We start from the raw sequence: 22746 nt of genomic DNA on the forward strand, positions 1-22746 counted from the left end.
CCGCCGGCCCGGCGGATCGAGATTCGATCCATGACACACCTCAGAAACCGGAGTTTAGGTGATTCCGTGCGTCCGCGGATGCGACACATTGTCGCAACCCGCGCGCTCCCGAGCGAGCCCCAGGCCAGCGAAAGAAGAACAACGAGCCCCGCGGAGGGGCTCGGCATGTCGCGATGGTCAACGGTCGGCGTTCTCGATGCTCGACAGGTGAACCTTCGAGACCTCGAAGAGAGCGGATGCGGGCGCCGGCCTCGGCATGGACGCACGTTCGTACGGCTCCGGATCCGCGAACGATGGTCGCGTGAACATACACGCGAAAGACCCTGGCCTTGACCCCCATACCTCTGTTATCGTCCGAACAGACATCATGAGCCTGTCGGCAACCTTCGGCGTCGAAGGCGGCGCCTCGCGCCCGAGCGGGGAGCCCTTCCAGCTCCTCGTCTTTCCTTTCCCCTTCAACCATTTCACTGTGCGCTCGTTCCGAGGCAGAGAGGAGCTGTCCGGCATCTACTCCTTCGATGTCGTTGTCACGGGGCCCGATATCGGTGAGGGCACGGTGGAGCGGCTCTCGCTCGGGCAACGTGCGCTCCTCGTGCTGCGGGCCGGGAAGGCGCCGCGCGTCTTTCACGGGATCGTAGCCTCGGTGCGTCACGAGGGGCTGCGCGGGGCGCACGGAGCTTCACAGGTTCGAATGCGCCTCGTATCCAGGTTATGGCTGCTCAAGCACCGACGTCGCTCGCGGATTTTTCAGAACCAGCGCATCGATCGGATCCTCGCGCAGGTGCTCGGCGAGGCGAACATCGATGCCCGCTTCCTGCTCCGCGGGGAGCACCCGATACGCGAGTATTGCACGCAATACGAGGAGACGGACTACCAGTTCGTCCGGAGGATCACGGCCGAGGCGGGAATCTTCTTCCATTACGCCCAGCCCTCGGCGATTGTGGAAGAAGCCCTCGCTGCTGCGAGCGATGCGATCGGTGGCGCTGCCGCAGGGCTGCTCGGCTATGCCGCGAGCGCGATGGCTGCCAAGGTGTTTACCGGGGAGACGGTGGTTTTCGCGGACGACGCATCGGCGTATCCACCGATCGACGACGGCGACCGGATCGGCGCGGTCGTCAGCGCTCTGGGCGTGCCCACGTCCGCCTCCACCGAGGTCGGCGGCGTTTCCATGAGTATTGGCCTCGAGGCCCCGGTGTTGCATTATCTCTCGATCGAGGGCACGAGCACCGCGGCATTCGACAAAGTGACGCGCTTCGAGCCGGTGAGCCGCGTGCGTACCAACACGGCCGTCTACCGGGACTACGATCCCGAGCGGCCCCTCGCTCTGATCACGACGCGCGCCGTCCACGAGCGTGACGAGGGAGCCGTGCTCCAGGTGTCTGCAAGCGCCTCCTCCGGCTCCGACGGGGCCTTCCGCGCGAGCGCCTCGGTGAACGTGCCGACGGAAGCCATCTCGTCGCTGATCGCTGCTCCCGAGCTCGAGCATTACGAGCACCACGCGCCTTTTCTGTTCCCGAAGTGGCGCCACGCCGAGCACGAACCAGCGCTCATCCTGCGCCAGAAGCGCCGCCGCGCGCACACCGCCGAGGGCGAGAGCACGTGCCAGGCTCTCGCCGTGGGCCACCGATTTCGGCTGGAGGACCATCCGGCGCACCACCTGAACCGTGGCTACGTGGTGACATCCGTGAAGCACGAGGGATGGGCAACTCCGCAGGCTGCGCACAAGGAGATTTTCCGCAATACCTTCAGCGCAGCGCCGGAGGACGTGACGATGTGCCCGCCGCGCCCGAAGCGAAGGAGTGTGCTCGTGGCGTTGACCGCGACGGTGGTCGGACCCGCGAGCGAGGAGATTCACACGGATCCGCTGGGGCAGATCAAGGTGCATTTCCACTGGGACCGCGAGGGACAGGGGAGCGCCGACAGCTCGTGCTGGGTGCGGACGATGCAAGCCTGGGGCGGCGCAGGATGGGGGACGCAGTTCATCCCGCGGGTCGGGATGGAGGTGGTGGTCACGTTCGAGGGCGGAGACCCAGACAAACCCATGGTTCTGGGATGCCTCTTCAATGGCACCCACCCGCCGTCGTTCCGATTGCCCGCGGACAAGACGCGGAGTGGTATCCGGACGCAGTCTTCGCCGGGCGCAAATGGGTTCAACGAGCTGAGCTTCGAGGACAAGGTCGGCAGCGAGCAAATTTACGTGCACGCCCAGCGGGATCTCGACGAGGTGGTGGAGCGCAATCATACGCTGGCCGTGCAAGGCGACGAATCGACCCGAGTGAATGGAGACCGGCGCGAAGAGATTCTCGGTGACGCCACGTCGCGGATCGGTGGGCGTCGTGAGGTCACCGTGGAGGGTGACAGCGCCTCGCAGGTCAGAGGAAATCGTATCGACGTCACGAGCGGGCACGAAGATCGGCGCGTGTCGGGCGATCTGACCACGCGGCTCGAAGGGCGCGAGCGGCGGCAGGTGACCGGGAATGCGGATCTCACGTATGGCGACGATTTGACCACCAAGATCCATGGCTGCGAGACCAAGGTGGTGGGACGCCACGATGCGGAGCGTTCGTATCTGCTGCACGTGGAGGGAGTGGCCAAGTTCGGGAGCACGGGGGCGATGGAGATAACCACCGATAAAGAGCTTGTCTTGCGCTGCGGAAAGAGCTCGGTGCGGATCACGGCCGACGGCATCGAGCTCTCCACGCCGTCGCTGCGGGTGAAGGGCGGCACCAGCGGTCTGTCGATGGCAGACGAGGGCGTCCAGATGAACACGGAGAATGCGCTGGCGCAGCTCCTCGGCGGCAAGGTCGTGCTGAAGACGCAGGGCGGCGCCTCGATCGCCATGGGCAGCGAGGTGAAGCTCGACGGAGCGAGGATTCTCCTGAATTCGCCCGAGCAGGCCAAGGATTCCCCGCCGCGAGAGCCGGAGCCGACGACGACCCTCTCGCTCGTGGATCAGGACGGCCATCCGCTCGCATACCAGCGATATCTCATCATCCTGGACGACGGCTCTGAGCAGAGCGGGATCCTCGACAAGGACGGGAGAGCAGAGGTGAGCGCGAAGGCGTCAGGGAGGATCGTCTTTCCGGACCTTTCCAAGGTGGAGATGGCGTGATGCGACCCTACGTGGTGAAGCAGGGCGATTACCTGACGAAGCTCGCTCATGTACACGGATTCGACGCGGACGAGGTGTGGGGACACCCGAAGAACGACGAGCTGCGTGCAATGCGGCCGAACCCGGAGCTCTTGGCGCCGGGAGACGTGATACACATCCCGGTCCAGACGAAGGAGGGACTTCCTTTCACGGCGGGGACGGCGAATCGATACCGGGCGTCGGTGTCACGCGTAGCGGTCGACCTGGTGTTCGAGGACGAGGAAGGACCGATGGCCGAGGAGCCCTACGAGGTCCGTGGACTCCGGGGCGCGGACGGGGAGCCATTGAATGGACAGACGGACGCGGATGGGCGCGTGCATTTCGACGTGCCGGTCACGGTGCGGGAGATCGAGATCCTGTTTCCTCGACGAAACGTGGCATACACCGGCCTCGTGGGGGACATGGATCCAGGCTCCGAGGAGAGCGGCATCCGCAAGCGCCTGGAAAACCTGGGCTTCTTGATCGCGGGCCCGGATCTCACCGTCGATCGTGAGGAGGCGCTCCGCGGAGCCCTGGTGGCCTTCCAGCGTTCGCGTGGTTTGCCGGTGACGGGAAAGCTCGACGCGGATACGAGAAAGGCGCTCATCGAGGCGCATGGGGCTTGAGGCCCCCGGGGACGACGTGGGTGACTCGGTCATGTCATTTGCTGGTGTCCCCCTCTCGCAGCTCGCCCACGTGGCGGCTGCGCAGGCCGAAGGGTTTTCGCTCGCGGAGATCCTCGCCGTCGAGGGCCTCGCGGTGGAGGAGCTTCGCGCAGCCGACGTGGCCTGCAAGGAAATGCTCTGCAATCCGGAGGCCGGGCCTCGGCTCTTCGCCGCGTACGCGTCGGCCCAAAAGCAGGCCGAGGAGCTCCTCACGCGTCGCGTCCAGCCTCTCGACGAGGATCTCGGCGCATGGGTCCATTTTCTTGCGATGTATGCGGCCAGCGAAGATCCACGCTCGATACTCCAGGATCTGGGTCTGACGCTGCCCGATCTTGCCCGGCTGGGTCGGGCGTGGAAGCAACGTTTCGAGGCCGATCGCGAGCTCGCTCGACGCGCCGAAAAGCTCGCGCGCGCGGGTGACCGGAAGGTCGCTTTGCCGGTGCTGCGCATCGAGCCTGCGAAGCTCGTTCCTTCTCCCCATGCTCGCCCGAAGCCCGTGCCGCCGTCACCGAATGCGCCCGCATTGTCCATACGCTCCAAGGTCCGTGACGTGCCCCCCGCGATCTCGGGTACTGCGCTTTCGCTCGACGTGCCCCGCGGTCCGGCCTTGCCATTCGTGGAAGGGCCAGACGTGGGCCCGCCCGAGCCGCTCCGGCTCCCTGTGGACGCTCCGCCGCGTGCCGCGCTATCAGGCACCACGCTTTCGCTCGACGTGCCTCGCGGCCCTGGTCTGCCGTTCGTCGATGCGGACCTATTGTCATTCGTGAACAAACGAACCGCGGCGCGCGTCCCTGTCGAGCTGTCGGGAACCGCGCTTGCCCTGGATGTCCCGCGAGGCCCCGCGCTTCCGTTCGTGGAGACGCAAGAGCCGGCGGCCCAGCCACCGCCAACGTCGGCCATCGAGCTTCCCCAATCGCCGCGCGTGGCGATTTCGGGGACGGCGCTTGCGCTCGACGTCCCGCGCAGTTCGGAAATGCCATTCGTCGGGACGGATGCAACGTCGAAGGCAAGTCACCCGGCAGTGGTGCGCGCCCCTGTCGAGCTATCGGGAACTGCACTTGCCCTCGATGTCCCGCGAGGCCCTGCGCTGCCGTTCGTGGAGACGCAAGAGCCGGCGGCCCAGCCGTCGCCAACGTCGGCCATCGAGCTTTCCCAATCGCCGCGCGCGGCGATTTCGGGGACGGCGCTTGCGCTCGATGTCCCTCGTGGCACCGACATGCCGTTCGATGATAGAAAGAATTCGAAGGAGCTTGCATCGACGCAGCTCCTCCTCGAGATACCGCGAGAGCTCGTTCGCCGGCCCCTGCCGTCCTCCGCCCCCGCGCCGCCGGAGCTTCCGCCAAAGCTCACGCTCGAGGAGCACGCCGCGCTCACGGTGGAGCTCGCCATGTCGCCGGAGCGCACGGCGGAGGTGCTCGCGCGTTACCGTATCACGCAGGCGGATCGAGAAGCGCTTGATCGGCTCTACCAGGCGATCGTGAGCGCAGACGAGCGAAAGCGCGGAGCATGGCACGATGCCTACAAAGCGCATTACGCGCGGATCGCGTCAATCCTCAACCGCCGATGAACACGGTCCCCGAGGCGATCACCCTGCCGTTCGGCGCGTCGGCCGGGTCGTTGCAGGTCGTTGCCGGATCACCCATCCGGGCGGCCGGCTTGTTCTCGATGAAAACGCTGCCGCTCCCCTTTTGCACCCTGGCCTCGTTGGACGGAGGCGTTTGAAACGACCCACCGACGGGGACGTGCGCGGGCTGATTCCGTGCCGTACTTCCCTCAGTGGCCGCGGGCTTGTCGTCCAGGAAAACGTCGCTGGCGAGCCCTCCCGCAAGCGTTCCAGCGAAAGGCATGAGTGTCGGCGTCGGGACAGGGCCGCCTGGGGAGGGAACGAGGACGACGTGCGTGTCGATGCCGCTGATGCAATCGCCCTCTTTTGCGCCGGGGGAACCCATGGCGACTGCCAAGGTAACAGCCGGAGGCTGGTCATGGCAAGGCTGAGTGTCCTTCACACAGAGCTTGACGACCGTCCCATGACTTGAAATCCTCTCGGCCCGTCCACCATGCGTGATCCGAGCTTCCGCTTCCCGGTCGAGAGGTATCGCGTGCACGTAGCACCCTCCTTCGGGGGCACGCGTAATACCATCCGCCTCGTGCGGACGATCCGCTGGATTGGCGCTCTGCCAGCCGGAGCTCCGAGCATGTTCGTGCTCGCGCGTGATGAGCAAGGTACGAGCTCCTCGCTATCCAAGGTGTCGACGCCCGGCGCCATGTTCGACATCGATCTACGCCGACTCGAGCCGGACGGGCGGCACGAGATCGGGTATGCGCTCGCGGGAGCGACTCCGCAGCCGGAGTTCACCGGCCCGCGCATCCGCTTTCGCCCGGCCGAGCTGCTCCGCGCGTCGCAGAAGATTCATGAAGAGGCGAAAGCGGACGAAGGGCAGGTATGGCTCGAGTGCATCGAGATCATCGAGCCTCCGCCCCATGATGAGACTCCCTGAAGGGAACGAGCGATGAACACGTTGGTCTTCCGCGCAGTCGATCGTCGTGGCGCGTTTTCCCCTGCGTGCAAGTTCATGATCTCGACCGACGAAGGGCAAACGTTCACACCTGCCCAGCAGGCGAGCGCAGGGCACGCTTACGCCAGTATACCCCTCGATGAGCTGGCGCGCGTGACGGTATACGCCATTCCGGACGACCCGCGGTACTGGCCAGAGTCGGCGGTGTTCGAGGTGCTCCCGGACGGCGCCGTCGCCTGTCCCGATAGCCCACGTGAGTTTTTCTCCACAATGGGCACCCTCCGATCGGGGCGCGACACGGTCACCGTCGTGCACTTCCACCTCTCGATCTTCCGGGATGCGTCCGAGAGGCTGCTCGAGAAGCTGCGGAATCCACCCCCCGATCGGTGGGAGCCGATCATGGCCGAGCCGACCTGGGGGCAGTCCTGGGTCTCCTCGGAGCCTGGGTTGGTCCCCATCGTGACCGAGCAGGTCGTCTCCGGCGATAGCGTGGCGTTCGCGGAGTTTGCGTATGCTCCGGGGTTCGACGTCCGCGTCCTGGAGCGAAAGGGGGATCAGGTCGTTCCGAAATACTTCGCCGTGGCGTGGCCGCGCGCGCTGCCGCGTGACGAGGGGGCGAATCCTACGCCGTTCCTGGTGTTCTTCACGCACCAGCTCGCCCAGAACATCAATGTGCTGCCGTACCTTAAGCAGTATCCCGACGGCTGGGATTATCTCTATACATCATTATATCGATACCTCAATTTCATGGGCAACCCACTCGACGCTGCGAGCGACGGGCCGTACACCCGGGGGCTGCTACCGCAGATCGCTGCTTCCGGAAAGAATCTCGTGCTGGTGCTCCCGGTGCCGAACGCGAACGACAAAGACGCGGAGCTCGGCGATGCCCTCGATGCCGGCATGATGGAGGCGTTTCTCCTCGAGATCCAATCGTTCTTCTTCAAGGAGGCTGGGCTCTTCCGATCGCCGAATCCGTACATCGGGCGTGTGGCGCTCGGTGCATTCAGCTCTGGCAACAACCACATTCCGCGATTCTTGAGCCGGCATCGCAATGCTTCACACCGATTCCGCTCGGATGCTCTGCGGGAGGTGTACTGCTTCGACACGAAGAGTCCGCTGGTGACTGGATGGGCCGACGCAGCGCTGCGCTGGGCCAGCACTGGCAAGGAGCATACGGGAAAGATGATCCGGATGTATGGTACGAACCCGGGGGCGTATGCGCCGGTCCACCAGGCTTTCTTCTCCAAGCCTGGTCCTGCGGTGGCACCCTATGTGTCCACTCATCCAATGAGGACCATCGCCGTGCTGCCAGAGTCATCGTGGCGTCGTGCTGTGGCGGAACTGAGCGCGAACGACGAGGGGCAAATCGTCCACCAGCTCATCTGTGGATCCATGCTCACGGATGCGCTTCGGCGGAGCGGATTTTGAAGGAGTCGTTCGTCGTGACAACCGTCCACGTGGCGAACCGAATCGGTGCATGTCTTATAACTCTACATCTACTGGGTTGCGAGCCGCATGCATCCCAGTTGATTCCCCCGCCCCCTCCGTCTGCGCCTGCTCCGTCTCCTGTGCCTCCGCCCATTGCGTCCACTCCGCCTCCGCCCGAGGAGGACGTCGATGACATTCCCCACGCGGTCGACCTGGAGCCGCCTCCACCGCCCTTCGATCCGGCAGCATGGCTCGCGCAACGGGGCGTCACCGCACCCATTCCCGAGAACCATTCCTGTAGACAGCCATTTCCAAGCGCGCCCGACCGACCAGACATGCTCCTGTGCCGCATGGCCGACCAGGCCCACGTGGGGCCTGATCTTGAGACGGCCTACTGGTACTCGGTCGGACACACCGTCGTGCTAGCGGTGTCTGGCAAGAATCTTCGCAAAGTCTTCGACGTAATCGATGGGGTGCTGCTCATGGATGCGCCCTCGCGTAACACCGGCGTCATGCTCCGGTTCGACGTGCGCGTAGAAGACGAGGGCGCCGCGGTCGTGGTGGAGGAGCGTCCCGAAGCGAATTGCGCCCGAGCGCTCGCGAAGCGCGAGGACTATGACCCTTCAGACGCGAAGCGCAACGCGGCCGACCGGCGCTTCCTGGAAAAGGCGTGCAGGAACGTGGGGCGACACGTCTTCTCGAAGGGACGATTCGTGCAAGTACGGTGAGCGGCTGAGCCTTGCCGCTGCTGGCCGCTTTCAGACGTCCCCCGTTCACCTGTTCGAGACTCGACCCATTCTCGGGCTGTAAGCACCGCGCGCAGCCGCCTGCAGCGCGAAGCGCGAGGACGACGAGCATGGCTTGGCCCTGAAGAGCGCGAGCACGACGGTACGCTCGCCCTCCCCGAGCAGGATTCCCTGATTGCCGCTCCCGCTTGCGTTCCCGCTTCCATTCCCTGCCCCGGACGGATTGCGCCCCCAAAAAGCACCGACGACATCCATTCCCCGACCTCGGATCCGAGAGTATGCTCCGCGTCCCCCATGGTAACGGCCCTCGAATTTCCTCCGCTCGAGGTCGGTGACGCCGGCCTCTCCGCGCTCGCGCGCGGCGTCATCGGCTCCGAGATCCTGAAGATTGCCAGCGAGATCCGGGCGATGAAGGCCAAGGGCGCCCAGATCTGCAACCTCACGGTCGGCGACTTCGATCCCGCCTACTTCCCCATCCCTGCCGAGCTCTGCGAGGGCACGCGCGCCGCGCTGGCCGAGGGCCACACGAACTACCCGCCCTCCGACGGCGTGCTCGTCCTGCGCGAGGCGCTCGTGCGCTTTTACGAGCGCGAGCTCGGCCTCAAGTACCCGCTCGAGTCCGTGCTCGTCGCCGGCGGCGCCCGCCCGCTCCTCTACGGCGCTTACCGCACGCTCATCGATCCCGGCGACGTCGCCGTCTACCCCGTGCCGTCCTGGAACAACAACCACTACGCCTACCTCTCCGGCGCGAGGGCCGTGGAGATCCCCGTCTCGGCCGCGTCGAACTTCTTCCCGACCGCCGACGACTTCCGGCCGCACATCAGCACAGCGCGCCTCCTCCTCATCAACTCGCCGCTGAACCCGACCGGCACCGTCATCGCCAAGGACGAGCTCCGCCGCATCGCCGAGCTCGTCCTCGAAGAGAACCGCCGGCGCCAGGCGGAGAACCTGCGCCCGGTGTTCCTCGTGTACGACCAGGTTTACTGGATGCTCACGCACGGCGAGGCGCGCCACGAAACGCCCGTCTCGCTCGTGCCCGAGATCGCGCCGTACGCGATCCTGCTCGACGCGCTGTCGAAGTCGTTCTGCGCGACGGGCATGCGCGTCGGCTGGGGGTTCATGCCGCCGGCGGTGCGGCGACGCATGGCGGACATCCTCGGGCACGTGGGCGCCTGGGCGCCGAAGGCCGAGCAGGTGGCGACAGCGGCGCTGCTCGACGCGCCCGACGCGATGCACACGTTCCTCTCGGGCGCGAAGGCGAAGGTGAAGGAGCGGCTCGACGCGCTCTTCGCCGGGTTCTCGGCGATGAAGCGCGAGGGTTTGCCCGTGGACGCGATCGCGCCGCAAGGGGCGATCTACCTGTCGGCGCGGTTCGACTGGATGGGCAAGACGATCCGGGGTCGTACGATCCAGACGAACGACGAGATCCGCAAGGTGCTGCTGGAAGAAGCGGGCCTCGCGGTCGTGCCGTTCCAGGCGTTCGGGCTACGCGAGGAGAACGGCTGGTTCCGGCTGAGCGTGGGCGCGGTGTCGATGGACGACATTCAGGCCGCGTTCCCGCGCCTCCGTGCACTCATGTCTGGTTGAGTTTCCCCGTCTCGCGGAGCCACGCCTCGCTCCGCCGCATGCCCTCGTCGAGCGGCACGCGCACCTGCCAGCCAAGCAATCGCTCGGCCTTCTCCGTCGGATACTGGAGCTTCCGCACGTACCGTTCGAGCCGCTCCGCCGTGAGCGGGATCCCGAGCTTGAGGAGCTCGTTCGCGCGGGCGATGAGGTACGCGATGGGCATGGGCACGCGGCGCGGGCGCTTGCCGCTCATCGCGCCGTAGAAGCTGAAGAAGCGCTCCCACGTGATGGCCGCATCGCTCGCGTTGAACGCCTCGCCCCGCGCCTCGGGCCGCGTCGCGGCGAGGCGCACCATGTCGACGACGTCGTCCACGTAGACGGGATACGCATAGCCCTGGCCGTTCCCGAAGATCACGGGCACGCCCTTCTGCACGAGCCGGAGCATGCCCACCGTCCACCCGCCCGATCGCGGCCCGTACACCATCGCCGGCCGCACGATCGAGATCGCGAGGTTCGTCTTCGCCGCCGCCTCGCGCGCCGCCTCCTCGCCGAGCGCCTTCGTGCGGCCGTAGAGATCCGCCTGCGCGACGTCGATCGGCACCGACTCGTCGATGTGGTCCGTCGACGGGAGCCCGTACGCAGAGATCGTGCTCACGAGGACGAACCGCTCGCACCCCGCGCGCGCCGCAGCCGTGACGAGCGCGCGCGTCGCGTCCACGTTGACCGCGTACGCGTCCGCCTCGCCGCCCTTGCCACGCTCGACCCACGCGGCGAGGTGGAAGACCACGCGTTTGCCCTCGCAGAGCCGCTCCATCGCGCCGGCGTCGCGTACGTCGGCCCGGTGGATCGTCACGCCCGCGTCTCGAAGCCGCGCCTCCTCCGAAAAGGATCGCCCGGCGCCGACCACGCTCGCCTTGTCCTCGGCCGCGAGGCGCTCGGCCAGGCGTCCTCCGATGAACCCGCTCGCGCCGGTCACGAGGACCGGAACCTCCGTCAACGACACGTCACTCATCGGGGCGCGAGTCTACTGCCCCGCGCGGCGCCTGGGGAGCGCTGCTCGCTCGCTTCAGGGCACGATGCCGCTCGTCACCTCGAGCGCGACCTCCGGCGACACTTTTACGGTGGCCTCGCAGCTCTCCGTGCCCTCGCAGGACGTGGCGGCGACCTGGACCTTCGCGTCCACGCGGAGCGTCGCGTGCCCCGCCGGCGAGCCCTCCGGGATCCGCACGACGATCTCCCTGTCCACGACGCTCACCTGCGGCGGCGCCGGCAGCTCGAGCGTCTCGTCGTCGTACGTGAACACGACGTCGATGTCCTCCTCGGCGAGCTCATCGCCGGGCGCGGACCACGCGAGCGCGAGGTCGATGCCGGGATCGATCTTGTTCTGCGGATGGCTCGGGGTGATCGTGCGCTCGGCGAGCAGGTCCTCGAAGTCGAGCGCGATGCGGGCCGTATCGTCCGAGACCACGAAGTGCGTCTTGTCTTTGCCGAGGTTCTCCTCGGCGAGGGCCTTGCGGAAGGTGGGCGCGCCGCAGACCCAGCCGTCTTTCGAGGGCGTCTCGCCGCCGCGGATGAAGAGATCCATCGGCCGCTCATCCACCTTGGCCTCGATGCTGTCGGTGATCGCCTCGCACGTCCCCTCCTTGGCCACGAGCGCGAGCGAGACGCGCGGCGACTCGCCAAACTCCACCTCGACCCGCGCGCGGGTAGGGTCGAGGTCAGCGAGGGTGGTCTCGGACTCGAACAGATCAAAGAGGGCGCAGCCTGAAGATCCGAGGGCGAGTGTCGCGAGAAACGGCAAGGCGAGGAATCGAGGGAGGATCACGCGGGCGGGCATGCTGGGCGCCAAGGGCAAACGGCGTACCCGGCACGGACAAACGCCCACGACGCGATTTCGCTGCGAAATGACGCGGCGCGCGCAAATGGTTTTTCGCGGCCCGTGACGCGGGAGCGTCGGGATTCGGTCGAGAAGGTGACCAAACCGGGCGGTCGCGAGCACGCGAGGGCGGATCGGAGCAGCGTCGACACCGGCGCGAGGTGCGTCGGACGGTACGCACGCGTGCGACACGTGCTCCGCATGCGGCAGGGTATCCGCAGGGGGGTGCGCGGCCCATGCGCAGGTCCCCTTGGGCGGACGGCGGACGTTCCGGGAAAATTTCGAGCTTTGCAGATTCCTCGTGGACCGAACCGAGGCACGCGTTGACCACGCCGCGCCTCCTCGCCTAGCCTTTCTCCCGATGGTCCTGCATCCGCGGCTGGGCCCTTTGCACGACGTACGCCCCCGGCTCGTCGCGTTCGGCAACGTCGCGGTCGGCTTCATCGCCATCGGCAACGTCGCGGTCGGCTTCATCGCCATCGGCGCGAGCGTGGCCGTCGGGCCGATCGCGATCGGGATCAACGCCGTGGGCATCCTGCTCGGGCTCGGGATGAACGCGGTCGGCACGGCTGCGATCGCGCTGATCAACGGGCTCGGGCTCTTCACGTTCGCCGGCGTGAACGGGCTCGGCGCGCGCGCATTCGCCTACGTGAACGTGGGGCAAAGCGTGTTCGTCGCGCTGCTCTGGGCCGGCGTGCAGCTCGTCGCCGCGCATCTCGTGAAGCGCCGGATGCCCGCAGCGGCCGAGGAAGCTCCGCCGCAAACGGTGCCGCTCGGAGAGCTCACGTCGGGGGCACGCGACGAGGGGCTCGTCCGCGCGCGGGTCGTCTCGACGACGGAGACGAGCGTGCTGGTCGAGGAGGACACGCCGGAGGAGAACGTTGCCCAGCTCGTGCTCTCGGGTCCGGCGCGCGCGTCGCTCGAAGCAGCCCAGCGTGCGTCCGGTTCGCCCGCGTTGCTCGTGACGGTGCGCGCCTCGCGCGAGACGCAGCCACAAGCGGCGCAGGCAAACTACCGCAGCGCGCCGGAGGTGAGGCGCGTGCTCTGGGGCGAGCATTTCGAGGCGATCCCGGCGCCGCCGCCCATCTGGGCGCGACCAGGCGTGGTGCAGCGGCTGTCGCGCACGAGCATGTTCGCCGCGGCAGCGATCGCGATCGTGGAGTTCGTGCGATCGTGGCTCTGAGAGGGTGTTCCACGCTTGGGGCCGCCGCGCCGGGGCGCTGCCCCGGACCCCGCGGGGGCTATCCGCCCCTCGACCCGGACCAGGGCAAGCCCTGGACTCGGGGTGGAAGAACTGCGCGATGCGCAGTTCTTCCCACAGGCCGGTGGCAAGACCATGAGGGTGCGTTGCACGCTGGCAGCGGGCACGTTGCCCGTTGAATCCTCAACGCCGCTGTCTTGGTGGGCAGGGTCGTCGTTGGTCTTGACCTGGCCTGTTCGATGAACTGCGCATCGCGCAGTTCATCGACCCCGGGTCCAGCGCTTGCGCTGGTCCGGGTCCAGGGGTGGACAACCCCTGGTGGGGCCTGGGGCAACGCCCCAGCTCAGCGCCTCCAGATGAGACCCATGCTCAGGAGCCTGCTGGCTCTTGGCCGTCGGACGTCGTCGGCTTGCCTTCCTGCGCTGCCGCCTCGTTCTTCTTTCGCGTGGCGGCGGCCTTGTCTGCGTACATTGAGCGATAGGCGAGCGTCTCCTCGAAGATGGCGAGTAGCCCTGGCTTCTTGTCGTCTTGTGCTGTGTCGATCACGGATTTGCCGAGCCGGCTGATGAGCGTTTCGAGCTTGTCCTCGTAGTACACCTCGCTCTCGCGCAGGATCTCGGACAGCTTGGCGACGCCTGGCGCGTCTTTCCGGATGAGCGCGAGGATGACGACGATCTCGAGGATCTCCTGGTAGGTCTTGGCGTGGATCCGGGCTTCATCGCCGTGCTCGGGGATCGCCTTGGCCAGCTCGTTGAGCACGCGCGCGAGGCCAGGCTTGGACCGGCGAAACTTGTTGAGCTCCCCGCTCTTCACGTCGACGAGCTTGTCCTTGTAAGACGTCACGTCGAAGATGCCTTCCCCCGTGTACTTCCCCACCGAATCGTCTGCCATGAGGCCTCCATTTCCGTACTAGGCGGATGGAGCACGTTACCGATCTGGATACGAAGTGTCAATTAACACAGAGGACAGATACAAAACGAGCGGGGTACCAGATCGGGGCCCTGAGGTCGCCCTCCGCGTCAGGCGACATCCCGTCTGCGTCATGCGCGGTCTCATGTTGCGTCATGCGAGGGTCGGTTTGGGGGCATGGGAGCGCATCCCGCTCGGGAGATCTCGCAGCCTCGAAGATGGGATGTCTCGGTCGTGTATTGCGAGGTCACCTTCCGAGGGCGTGTGGTCTTGTTCTTCGAATGAGACATCCGCGCTTCGCACATGCGATCGCATCCGCCGGGATGGGACGTCTTGGTTCGTGGATGCCATGTCTCATCCTGGAGATGCGTCCTGTGATTCTTGGGAGGACACGTCCCAACCTTCGCAGGAGACGTCGCAGCTCAGGGGAGTGCCATCTCGTCTTCCGATTGCGTGGTCCCAGCCGCGGACAGCGCGGACGAACCCTCCGCAAGAATCTTTGTCACCTCTCCACGTGCGCGGCCAATTCATGGGAGGCTGATGCGTCGTGGGGACCACTGACGGTTGACAGAAGGCCGAGACTTCTGATCGCCTTCAGGCGATGACCTCTCCGCGCGTGCGTTCCCTCCTCTCCGTTGGGCTCGTGGCCTGCGCGACGATGGCGCTCGTGCCGCTCGGCTGCGCGGCCAAGATTCGTTACCCCGTGCAGCAGGACGACCGCCCGCGCGTGCCGGACGCCACCGCGGAGCGGCTGCGAGCGTGCGTCGATGAGTTCGGCGGTGACCTGCCCCGGGGGGAATTCACGTTCGATGTCGCGTTGACGGTCGACGAAGATGGACAGGTCGTGGATGTCAAGAGCAAAGGCGTGCCCCATGAAGAGCTCGCGATATGCATGCGGATCGCGCTGCGAGGCATGACCGTCCCGGAGGAGCTCGTCAGGCTGCGCGAGCTGCGCCTGCCCGCGTCGCCCGCTTCCACGAACGGGCAGGCGGCGGCCGAGCGTGGGCTCGTCGGGCACCCCGGAGTGCTCGTGGCCGTGGGGATCGCGCTCGCGGACCTCGTCATCGAGGCGGGGCCCGCCATCATCATCGTGATCGCCGCGTCGGTGGAGATTGGCAAGTCGGAGATTGCGGAGGCGGCTCGGAAGCGGCCCAAGCCGAACTTGAACCGATGCCTCGACGCCGCCGCGGGTGGCGGTGTGCTGTGGGACAATCTGTGCAACTCGATAACGAACAAAATTCATGCCCAGGATTGCTGGGAGCTAAAATTGGAAAGCGAAGAGATGAAGAGAAATTGGTGTAAATGGAGATTCGGAAAGTGACGACGTCCAAGCCTCGAAAGACCACCTCGAAAACCAAACGACCTCGCTGGATCGCCGAGCGCCGTCTTGAGCGACGTGACGCCGTCGGGGGCATCGTCGTGGTCCGCATCGGTTCTCCTGAATTACCCCCTGGCGACGAGGTGTGGAGATGCCCCTTCGTCATCCTGGGACTGGGTGATGACTCGATTCAATTTAGCAAAAGCATCGATTCGATGGCTGCGCTCCAAAACGCCCTCACAGGTATTCGATGCAAGCTCGTGCAGAGCGGAATTCCCCTTCGATGGGAGGGCGGTGAAGAAGGTGACCCGGGTTTTCTCGTTTATGTGCCCTCGGCATTCGGCCTCGCGTTCCAACAGCGTATGGAAAAAATGATCCAAGCGGAGATCGAGGAGCTCGTCCGGCCCATCAGCGAGCGCCACGAGCGTCGAGAGGCTCGGCGCAAGGCGCGGGCGAAGCCGCGAACGGAATGATTCTGCTGGGGATCCTGCCGTAGCGAGGGAGAACATGCCTGCTAGCGCGAAAACCACCTCGAAAACCAAACGACCTCGCTGGATCGCCGAGCGCCGTCTCGAGCGGCGTGATGCCGTCGGGGGCATCGTGGTGGTCCGCATCGGTGTTCCTGTATGGCCCTCTGGCGCCGGGCCCTGGAAATGCCCGTTCATCATCTTGGGGCTCGGCGACGAATCGATTCAATTTGGTTACAGCGAAGATTCGATGGGGGCCATCCAGAATGCCTTGAGTGGCATTCGCAGCATGCTCGTGCAGAGCGGGATTCCGCTTCGATGGGAGTTGGAGGGGGCTGAGGAAAATGACACTGGGTTTCAGATGGCTGTACCCTTCGCATATGGCCTCGGTTTTCAACAACACCTTGAAAAAATGATTGAAGCAGAGATCGAGGAGCGCGCCCGTCTCTTCCGCGAGCTCATCGAGCGTCGAAAGGCGCGCCGCAAGGCGAGGGTAAAGCCGCGAAAGGAATGATCCTGCTGGGGATCCTGACGTAGCGAGGGAGAACATGCCTGCTAGCGCGAAAACCACCTCGAAAATTAAACGACCTCGCTGGATCGCCGAGCGCCGTCTTGAGCGACGTGACGCCGTCGGGGGCATCGTCGTGGTCCGCATCGGTTCTCCTGAATTACCCCCTGGCGACGAGGTGTGGAGATGCCCCTTCGTCATCCTGGGACTGGGTGATGACTCGATTCAATTTGGCAAAAGCATCGATTCGATGGCTGCGCTCCAAAATGCCCTGCGGGGCATTCGCAGCAAGCTCGTGCAGAGTGGTATTCCGCTTCGGTGGGAGGGACTTGACGAAGATGACACTGGTTTTTCCATGGAGGCGGACAGAGGCTATGGGCTCGCGTTTCAACAACGCATCGAACAAATGATCCTCGACGAAGAAGAGAAGCTCGTCCGGCCCATTCGCGAGCGCCATGAGCGCCGCGAGGCTCGGCGCAAGGCGCGGGCGAAGCCGCGAACGGAATGATCCTGCTGGGGATCCTGCCGTAGCGAGGGAGAACATGCCTGCTAGCGCGAAAACCTCTTGACCTGGGCCGAAACTTCGTTCTTGGGGCTCGGCACCAACGGGCGCATCTACGTGCCCGAATCCGATTGCCCGAAGCCGCCAGGCGAAGAATGTCGCTCAACCTGACGGTCCTTCTCCCTTCGCCGCCGCGATCCGCGCGAGCGCACGCGCCTCGGCCACCTCCATCGGCGTCCGCCCGGTCGCCTTCGCCTCGTCGAGCACGAGGCGCGCGGTTTCGCCGAGCCGATCGATGAGCGGCGTGCGGTCCGGAAGGCCCATCACGGAGAGGCCGATCCCATCGATCACCGCGCCCGCCGAGGCGATCGGATCCGGCACGTGGAGGACGCCACGCGCGGCGAGAAGGCCCGCGATCTCGGGCGAAGCGAGCGCGTTGTTCGCCGCGCCGCACACGGCCCAGGCGCGCATCGCGTGGACGACCTCGGCCGTGACGACGCCCCCGACGGCGCACGGCGCGACGATGTCGACATCCTCGACGAGGATCCGATCCGCCGAGGTGACCCGCGCGCCGGGGATCTTCCGAGCGACCTCCTCGGCGCGGCGCGCATCCACATCCGCGAGCACGATCCGGAGGCCCGCCTCGGCCAGCACCTCGGCCGCGCGCGCGCCGATCGCGCCCGCGCCCTGCACCGCCACCGAGAGCCCTTCGAGCGGCACGCCCCGCACCGCCGCGCATGCCTCGATGCACCGAACGAGCCCCCGCGCCACCGCCGCCGCGAGGCCTCGCTCGTCCGTGTGCACGTGCCGCGTGTGCTCGGCCATCACCGCGAGATCCGCGGCCGTCGTCCCGAGATCGCCGGCCGTACGGAACACGCCGCCGAGCTCCTCGACCACCTGCCCGAGCCGCGCGAACGCGGCCTTCCGATCGAGCCCGTCGGCGAGAAGCACGACCGCCTTCCCGCCGCCCGCGTCGAGCCCGGCGAGAGAGCACTTGCGCGTCATGGCCCGCGCAAGCGCGAGCACGTCCGCGAGCGCCGCGTCCGACGACGGATATCGCATCGTGCGCACGCCGCCCACGGCGGGCCCGAGCGTCGTGTCGTCGAGGGCCACGATCGCGCGCAGACCCGAGCGAGGATCCGCGACGAACATGCACCGCGGGCCGCCCGCCGCGGCCAAAGTTGCGAAGAGTTCCTCCATGGATCGCAAAGACGCACCGATCGCCCCGCGACGCAAGCGCGTGCTCCTCTCGGTCGCGCGTGGCGCGGGCCTCGCATGCCCCTCGCGCGCGGAGCGGAGGTGCGGGCATGGACGAATCATCCTTCCTGGACGAGGTCGCGTGGCGTGGTGGGCTCGGAGAGACGTCGCTCGTGCGAGCGATGTCCGAAGCCGTCCTCCGGGCGTTCGCCGAGACGCTCGTCCCCGACGAGGCCCGCGCCCTCGCGCACGCGCTCCCGGAGCCGCTCGCGGCCTTTCTCCTCGACGGCCCGCACCTTGGAAACCTCTCCGAAGAGGCGCTCTACCGCCGCGTCGCCGACCGCGAGGGCACGCTCCTCGGCTTCGCCATCGAGCACACCCGGCTCGTCCTCGGCGTCCTCGGCGAAAAGCTCCCCGAGACCACCCGCCTCCGCTTGCGCCGCCACCTCACGCCCGAGCTCGGCGAGCTCCTCGCACCGCGCGAGCCCCTTCCGCCGCCTCCGGTCCACCTCCGCCGGCCGCACGAGCCCAAGCTTGGCAAAGGAAACACCCTCGCCACCGGTCGCCCCGGCAGCCAGAAGCCGCTCAGCGAGGCTCGGCCCGAGCGTGCTCATGCGGAATCGGTCGTCCGCGCCGAAAACCCCCACCAGGAGACAAAACTCTCGTCGAGCTGCGGGCTCACGCAGGAGCGCGAGCACGAAACCCTCGCCGAGGGCGAACCCGGGCCGCGGAGACCCGTGAGCGAAAAAGGCCGCTAGAAGCGAGGCCTCCGCGGGTCGTTGGAATCTGGCAGGAAGCTACGATCCGGATCCGAAATCGTGTACCTTCCGACCGAGCCGCCCTCGCCGATGCAGACCCGGGGGCGGGTCGTGCGGAAAGGCACGGGCGGATGCAGGCTGGCCAGCAAATCACGCCGACGCTTCGGCTCCAGGGCCTTCTCGGGAAGGGAGGCATGGGCAGCGTGTGGGTCGCCGACCATCTCGCGCTCGGGACCCAGGTCGCCGTCAAGTTCATGTCCCCGGCCTACGTCGAGAACGCCTCGCTCGTGCAGCGGTTCCGCACGGAGGCCATGGCCGCGGCGCAGATCAAGAGCCCACACGTCGCGCAGGTCTTCGATCACGGCTTCACCGCCGACGGCACGCCCTACATCGTGATGGAGCTGCTCGAAGGCGAAGACCTCAAGCGCCGCATCCGTCGCGAAGGACCGCTGCCGCTCAAGGACGTGGCGCTCGTCGTGTCGCAAGCCTCGAAGGCGCTCTCCCGCGCGCACGCGCTCGGGATCGTCCATCGCGACATCAAGCCGGACAACATCTTCCTCTGCAACATCGACGGCGAGACCTTCGTCAAGCTGCTCGACTTCGGCATCGCCAAGATGGGCCCCGATAGCGCCCTCGGCGCCACGACCACGGGCTCGATGATGGGCACGCCGCTCTACATGAGCCCCGAGCAGCTCCTCAGCGCCAAGCGCGTCGATCACCGCTCGGATCTCTGGTCGATCGCGGTCGTCGCCTACCACGCGATCACGGGCCGCGTGCCCTTCCACGGCGAGACCGTCGGCTCGCTCGGGGTCGCCGTGCACACGGGCGCCTTCCATCTCCCGAGCACGCTCCGGCCCGACGTGCCGCCGGCCGTCGACGCGTGGTTCCAGCGCATGCTGCGGCGTGATCCAGCCGAGCGGTTCGGCACGGCGAAGGAGATGGCCGAGGCGCTCGAGCAAGCCATCCTCGGCGCACCGTCGCCCTACGCGGTGACCGGCGGCGTCACGCGCGGGTCGCTGCACACGCACCCCGAGCCGACGCCCGCGCCGTACTCGGGCGGGCCGATGGCCGCGACGCCGGCCCCGAGTTCCATGCACGGCTACACCTCCTCGCCGTACAGCGCGCCGCAAAGCCCCGCGAGCGCGCCGCAGACGCTCATCGGGACCTCGACCACGGCCGCGCGCGCGGGCGGCGGCAAGAAGCCCGCAATCATCGCCGCCGGCGTGGCCGTGCTCGTCCTCGGCGCCGTGGGCCTGTTCCTCGCCGTCGGCCGAAGCAACGACACCACGCCCGTCTCCGCCGCACCCGGCGAGGCCTCCACCAGCGCTCTCACCGCAGCGCCCACGCCTTCCCCGTCCCCCACGCCCGTCGTCGCGCCGGCGCCCCCGCCCACCACGAGCGCGCTCGCCGAACCGGCCGCGTCCGCCGCGACTGCGAAGACGGCCGAGGACAACCCCACGACCCGCAAGACGGCGACCGCGCCCGCGACGACGGCCCCACCCCCGCCCGCCACGACCACGAAGACCGCGCCCAAGCCGCCCAAGGGTGGCAAGGACAACATCGGCTTCTGAACCACGGCTTCCATGCGCCATACGCAAGCTCGACTCGGTGCCACAGCGACGATCGTCGCGCTCGGCCTCTCGCTCTCTGGAGCGGCAGCAGCCCAGGGAAAACAGCCTTCGGCCGCCGCCAAGCAGACGGCGCGGGAGCTCCTCGTCAATTGTCGTGAAAAACTCGCCGCGAAGAAGCTCCCCGAGGCGCTGAAGGATTGCCAGGGCGCGCACGCGATCATGGGCGTGCCCTCGACCGGGCTCGATCTCGCGCGCGTGCAAGAGGCCATGGGCCACCTCGTCGAGGCCCGCGAGATCGCCCTCGAGGTGACGCGCTTCGACAACTCCGCCGGCAACGCCGCCTTCGACACGGCCATGACCGAGGCCGAGGCCCTCGCGCAAAGCCTCGAGCCAAAGATCCCCTCGCTCGTGATCAACGTGAACGGCCCGCCCTCCGGCGCCGAGATCACCGTGAAGGTCGACGCCGAGGTCATCCCGCAAGCGGCCGTGTCGCTCCCGTACAAGGTGAACCCAGGCGAGCACACCGTCGTCGTCTCGGCCGCAGGCTTCGGCCAGCGGGCAGAAAAAGTGCAGGTCGCAGCCGGACAAACCCGCGCCGTCGACGTCACGCTGAGCCCGGCCTCGGGGGGCGGCGGGGACGTCGTGGATCCATTCGGCAAACCGGAGTCCCCAGCCGACGAGGGAGGCGGGCGGCAAATCCCGGTGTGGGCATGGATCACGGGCGGCGTCGGGCTCGTCGGGGCCGGCGTGGCCGTGGGCTTCGGAATCGACTTCAGCGACGCGCAAAAGACCGTGAGCCGCGATTGCCCGGGCAACGCCTGCAACGAGAACTATACGCCCGCGGAAGCGCAGGCCCTGCAAGCGAGGTGGAACCGCTCGCTCGGGCTCACCGTGGCAGGCAGCGTCGTCGGCGCCGCGGGGATTGGAGCGGCGATCTTCGGCATCGTGACAGCGCCGAAAAAGGGCGCACCCGCGCCGTCCACGGGGTTCGTCCCGTGGATCGGTCCGTCCGGCGTCGGCGCTTCCGCGTTCGGCCATTTCTGACCACGCGCGCAGTCCGTCGCGCACGCGTGCGGATGTCCCGTATGGAAGCCCGCGCGCGCCGCGCCTTGGCCGCGCCCTTGTGGTACAAACGACGCCATCGTGCTGCTTGCTCGCATCCGCCTCGTCGGCCTCGGCCCCTTCGGCGACATCACGCTGCCCTTCTGCGACGCGGATGGCTCCCCCCGGCGTCTCTGCGTCATCTTCGGCGGCGAAGGGGTAGGCAAGACGGCGGTGCTCGCCGCCATCGCCACGACCCGCCCAGGCCACGCCGTCGCGCAGCTCGTCAACGCTCGGGCATCCGGGTCGCCAACCGGCGCCTTCCGCCCCGAAGCCCAGCGCGAACCTCGCCCCGAGGCGCCGCCGTTCGTCGTGGCCGACTGGCTCCTCGGCGACGACGACCCGGCCCGGCCGCATCCGCTCTGCATCGCAAGCCCGAACGCGCGCCTCGACGAGCGCGACGACGAAGCGCTCCTCCGCCGCCGCGAGCAGGCCCTCTTCGATCGCCGCGCCAGCGAGCGGGGGTTCGTCCTGATCTCCCTCTCGGGCGCCCGCTGGTTCTCGCGCACGCCCGTGCTCCTCACGACGCCCGAGCGCACCCTGCTCCGCTACGACGTCCGCGCCTCCGCGAGCTTCGACGACGCAAGCCGCACCGACATCGCCCGCGAGACCAAGCAGGTCCTCTCGTTCGCCTGCATCACAGCCGCCCTGTCCCGCAAATCGGACAGCGCGCCGGCCGCCGCAGCCCGGCTGGAGACGGCGCTCGTCAACGTGCTCGCCGCGCTGCTCGAAGAGGACGGTGTGACCTTTGTCGGCGTCGATCCCGTGCGCCTGGAACCCCTGTTCCGCGACGCCGACGATCGCCTGATCGAGTTCGACGACCTGCCCCGCAGTCTGCGCCACCTCGTCGCCTTCGGCGCGCAAGCCGTGCGCTCGCTATTCGCCGCCTTCCCAGACCGCGATCCCCGCGAGGCCGAGGGCGTCGTGCTCATCGACGACGTCGAGATCGAGCAGCCCGCCCATCGTCTGCGCACCCTCGTCCCGCGCCTCCGCCGCGCCTTGCCGCGCGTGCAGTGGATCCTGACGTCGAGCTCCCCCGACGTGGCACTCGGCTGCGCCCCCGGCGAGATCATCGCCTTGCGCCGTCTGCCCGGCGCCGCAGCCATCGAGCTCCACGAGGGCGAGGACGCGGTTTTGCATTAGTCTCGGCTTGAGGCCGCTGCGCTGGGGCGTTGCCCCAGGCCCCACCAGGGGTTGTCCACCCCTGGACCCGGACCAGCGCAAGCGCTGGACCCGGGGTCGATGAACTGCGCGATGCGCAGTTCATCGAACAGGCCGAGGCAAGAC

21 protein-coding genes are annotated in these 22746 nt (G+C 67.3%); 16 read left to right on the top strand and 5 right to left on the bottom strand.

What is annotated here, in order from left to right; genetic code table 11:
- The first annotated feature begins 301 nt into the window (after positions 1–301).
- The 3 genes from KEG57_RS37565 to KEG57_RS37575 are packed head-to-tail and all read left to right on the top strand — an operon-like array spanning position 302 to position 5362.
- A complete protein-coding gene (locus KEG57_RS37565) occupies positions 302–3112 on the top strand; it encodes a type VI secretion system Vgr family protein (protein WP_272459396.1) in 2811 nt (936 codons plus the stop codon).
- A complete protein-coding gene (locus KEG57_RS37570) occupies positions 3112–3756 on the top strand; it encodes a peptidoglycan-binding domain-containing protein (RefSeq protein WP_272425649.1) in 645 nt (214 codons plus the stop codon). Before KEG57_RS37565 ends, KEG57_RS37570 begins: the two co-directional genes overlap by 1 nt.
- Positions 3757–3787: 31 nt before the next feature.
- Positions 3788–5362, top strand: a complete 1575-nt coding sequence (locus tag KEG57_RS37575) for a hypothetical protein (protein ID WP_272459397.1) — start codon at positions 3788–3790, stop codon at positions 5360–5362.
- Here KEG57_RS37575 and KEG57_RS56250 read toward each other — a convergent pair.
- Positions 5349–5744: a PAAR domain-containing protein gene (locus KEG57_RS56250; RefSeq protein ID WP_372518222.1), complete on the bottom strand. Its 396-nt coding sequence runs from the start codon at positions 5742–5744 to the stop codon at positions 5349–5351. The two genes, KEG57_RS37575 and KEG57_RS56250, sit on opposite strands and share 14 nt — an antisense overlap.
- Before the next feature lie 150 nt (positions 5745–5894).
- On the opposite strand from KEG57_RS56250, the gene KEG57_RS37585 reads away from it, so the two are divergent.
- The 4 genes from KEG57_RS37585 (at position 5895) to KEG57_RS37600 (ending at position 10072) form a co-directional block, all read left to right on the top strand.
- On the top strand, positions 5895–6293 hold the full coding sequence (locus KEG57_RS37585; RefSeq protein ID WP_272459398.1) for a hypothetical protein: 399 nt from the start codon (positions 5895–5897) through the stop codon (positions 6291–6293).
- A gap of 12 nt (positions 6294–6305) precedes the next feature.
- Entirely contained in the window at positions 6306–7739 is a 1434-nt protein-coding gene (locus KEG57_RS37590) for a hypothetical protein (RefSeq protein WP_272425653.1), read from the top strand.
- 350 nt (positions 7740–8089) lie between these two features.
- Positions 8090–8467, top strand: a complete 378-nt coding sequence (locus tag KEG57_RS37595; protein ID WP_272425654.1) for a hypothetical protein — start codon at positions 8090–8092, stop codon at positions 8465–8467.
- A gap of 312 nt (positions 8468–8779) precedes the next feature.
- The gene (locus KEG57_RS37600) at positions 8780–10072 is read left to right on the top strand and encodes a pyridoxal phosphate-dependent aminotransferase (RefSeq protein WP_272425655.1); all 1293 of its coding nucleotides are present in this window, start codon (positions 8780–8782) and stop codon (positions 10070–10072) included.
- On the opposite strand, the gene KEG57_RS37605 is transcribed toward KEG57_RS37600, so the two are convergent.
- Together KEG57_RS37605 and KEG57_RS37610 are read right to left on the bottom strand one after the other, a co-directional pair.
- Positions 10059–11063 carry an NAD-dependent epimerase/dehydratase family protein gene (locus tag KEG57_RS37605; RefSeq protein WP_272425656.1) on the bottom strand — a complete coding sequence of 335 codons (1005 nt, stop codon included), beginning with the start codon at positions 11061–11063 and terminating at the stop codon, positions 10059–10061. The genes KEG57_RS37600 and KEG57_RS37605 overlap by 14 nt on opposite strands.
- Before the next feature lie 54 nt (positions 11064–11117).
- Positions 11118–11876 carry a hypothetical protein gene (locus KEG57_RS37610; RefSeq protein WP_272459399.1) on the bottom strand — a complete coding sequence of 253 codons (759 nt, stop codon included), beginning with the start codon at positions 11874–11876 and terminating at the stop codon, positions 11118–11120.
- A 412-nt stretch (positions 11877–12288) separates the two neighbouring features.
- Between KEG57_RS37610 and KEG57_RS37615 the strand changes: the two genes are divergently transcribed.
- A complete protein-coding gene (locus tag KEG57_RS37615) occupies positions 12289–13110 on the top strand; it encodes a hypothetical protein (RefSeq protein WP_272425658.1) in 822 nt (273 codons plus the stop codon).
- Positions 13111–13497: 387 nt separating this feature from the next.
- Here the strand turns inward: KEG57_RS37615 and KEG57_RS37620 are convergent, their stop codons facing one another.
- Positions 13498–14019 carry a hypothetical protein gene (locus KEG57_RS37620; protein WP_272425659.1) on the bottom strand — a complete coding sequence of 174 codons (522 nt, stop codon included), beginning with the start codon at positions 14017–14019 and terminating at the stop codon, positions 13498–13500.
- Between the two features lie 634 nt (positions 14020–14653).
- Between KEG57_RS37620 and KEG57_RS37625 the strand changes: the two genes are divergently transcribed.
- The 4 genes from KEG57_RS37625 to KEG57_RS37640 are packed head-to-tail and all read left to right on the top strand — an operon-like array spanning position 14654 to position 16838.
- Entirely contained in the window at positions 14654–15358 is a 705-nt protein-coding gene (locus tag KEG57_RS37625; RefSeq protein WP_272459400.1) for a hypothetical protein, read from the top strand.
- Complete coding sequence (locus KEG57_RS37630) at positions 15355–15828, top strand: DUF6968 family protein (RefSeq protein WP_272425661.1); 474 nt, start codon at positions 15355–15357, stop codon at positions 15826–15828. Before KEG57_RS37625 ends, KEG57_RS37630 begins: the two co-directional genes overlap by 4 nt.
- Positions 15829–15862: 34 nt before the next feature.
- Positions 15863–16336 carry a DUF6968 family protein gene (locus KEG57_RS37635; RefSeq protein WP_272425662.1) on the top strand — a complete coding sequence of 158 codons (474 nt, stop codon included), beginning with the start codon at positions 15863–15865 and terminating at the stop codon, positions 16334–16336.
- A gap of 34 nt (positions 16337–16370) precedes the next feature.
- Entirely contained in the window at positions 16371–16838 is a 468-nt protein-coding gene (locus KEG57_RS37640; RefSeq protein WP_272425663.1) for a DUF6968 family protein, read from the top strand.
- Positions 16839–16994: 156 nt separating this feature from the next.
- Here KEG57_RS37640 and KEG57_RS37645 read toward each other — a convergent pair whose 3' ends face one another.
- The gene (locus tag KEG57_RS37645; protein ID WP_272425664.1) at positions 16995–18032 is read right to left on the bottom strand and encodes a Glu/Leu/Phe/Val dehydrogenase dimerization domain-containing protein; all 1038 of its coding nucleotides are present in this window, start codon (positions 18030–18032) and stop codon (positions 16995–16997) included.
- Positions 18033–18139: 107 nt separating this feature from the next.
- On the opposite strand from KEG57_RS37645, the gene KEG57_RS37650 reads away from it, so the two are divergent.
- The 4 genes from KEG57_RS37650 (at position 18140) to KEG57_RS37665 (ending at position 22602) form a co-directional block, all read left to right on the top strand.
- Positions 18140–18787: a DUF2267 domain-containing protein gene (locus tag KEG57_RS37650; protein WP_272425665.1), complete on the top strand. Its 648-nt coding sequence runs from the start codon at positions 18140–18142 to the stop codon at positions 18785–18787.
- A gap of 131 nt (positions 18788–18918) precedes the next feature.
- Positions 18919–20358, top strand: coding sequence for a serine/threonine-protein kinase (locus KEG57_RS37655; protein WP_272425666.1), 1440 nt, complete (start codon positions 18919–18921; stop codon positions 20356–20358).
- A 12-nt stretch (positions 20359–20370) separates the two neighbouring features.
- On the top strand, positions 20371–21402 hold the full coding sequence (locus tag KEG57_RS37660; protein ID WP_272425667.1) for a carboxypeptidase-like regulatory domain-containing protein: 1032 nt from the start codon (positions 20371–20373) through the stop codon (positions 21400–21402).
- A 99-nt stretch (positions 21403–21501) separates the two neighbouring features.
- A complete protein-coding gene (locus tag KEG57_RS37665) occupies positions 21502–22602 on the top strand; it encodes an amino acid adenylation domain-containing protein (protein WP_272425668.1) in 1101 nt (366 codons plus the stop codon).
- The last annotated feature ends 144 nt before the right edge of the window (positions 22603–22746 follow it).

The organism is Polyangium jinanense, assembly GCF_028435365.1.

What these genes read in the sequence shown, in the direction of transcription:
- KEG57_RS37635 (WP_272425662.1), top strand. Translation starts at nt 15,863, where the DNA reads ATGCCTGCTAGCGCGAAAACCACCTCGAAAACCAAACGACCTCGCTGG.
- KEG57_RS37615 (WP_272425658.1), top strand. Translation starts at nt 12,289, where the DNA reads ATGGTCCTGCATCCGCGGCTGGGCCCTTTGCACGACGTACGCCCCCGG.
- KEG57_RS37590 (WP_272425653.1), top strand. Translation starts at nt 6,306, where the DNA reads ATGAACACGTTGGTCTTCCGCGCAGTCGATCGTCGTGGCGCGTTTTCC.
- KEG57_RS37595 (WP_272425654.1), top strand. Translation starts at nt 8,090, where the DNA reads ATGGCCGACCAGGCCCACGTGGGGCCTGATCTTGAGACGGCCTACTGG.
- KEG57_RS37620 (WP_272425659.1), bottom strand. Translation starts at nt 14,019, where the DNA reads ATGGCAGACGATTCGGTGGGGAAGTACACGGGGGAAGGCATCTTCGAC.
- KEG57_RS56250 (WP_372518222.1), bottom strand. Translation starts at nt 5,744, where the DNA reads ATGGGTTCCCCCGGCGCAAAAGAGGGCGATTGCATCAGCGGCATCGAC.
- KEG57_RS37640 (WP_272425663.1), top strand. Translation starts at nt 16,371, where the DNA reads ATGCCTGCTAGCGCGAAAACCACCTCGAAAATTAAACGACCTCGCTGG.
- KEG57_RS37660 (WP_272425667.1), top strand. Translation starts at nt 20,371, where the DNA reads ATGCGCCATACGCAAGCTCGACTCGGTGCCACAGCGACGATCGTCGCG.
- KEG57_RS37600 (WP_272425655.1), top strand. Translation starts at nt 8,780, where the DNA reads ATGGTAACGGCCCTCGAATTTCCTCCGCTCGAGGTCGGTGACGCCGGC.
- KEG57_RS37650 (WP_272425665.1), top strand. Translation starts at nt 18,140, where the DNA reads ATGGACGAATCATCCTTCCTGGACGAGGTCGCGTGGCGTGGTGGGCTC.
- KEG57_RS37605 (WP_272425656.1), bottom strand. Translation starts at nt 11,063, where the DNA reads ATGAGTGACGTGTCGTTGACGGAGGTTCCGGTCCTCGTGACCGGCGCG.
- KEG57_RS37570 (WP_272425649.1), top strand. Translation starts at nt 3,112, where the DNA reads ATGCGACCCTACGTGGTGAAGCAGGGCGATTACCTGACGAAGCTCGCT.
- KEG57_RS37575 (WP_272459397.1), top strand. Translation starts at nt 3,788, where the DNA reads ATGTCATTTGCTGGTGTCCCCCTCTCGCAGCTCGCCCACGTGGCGGCT.
- KEG57_RS37655 (WP_272425666.1), top strand. Translation starts at nt 18,919, where the DNA reads ATGCAGGCTGGCCAGCAAATCACGCCGACGCTTCGGCTCCAGGGCCTT.
- KEG57_RS37645 (WP_272425664.1), bottom strand. Translation starts at nt 18,032, where the DNA reads ATGGAGGAACTCTTCGCAACTTTGGCCGCGGCGGGCGGCCCGCGGTGC.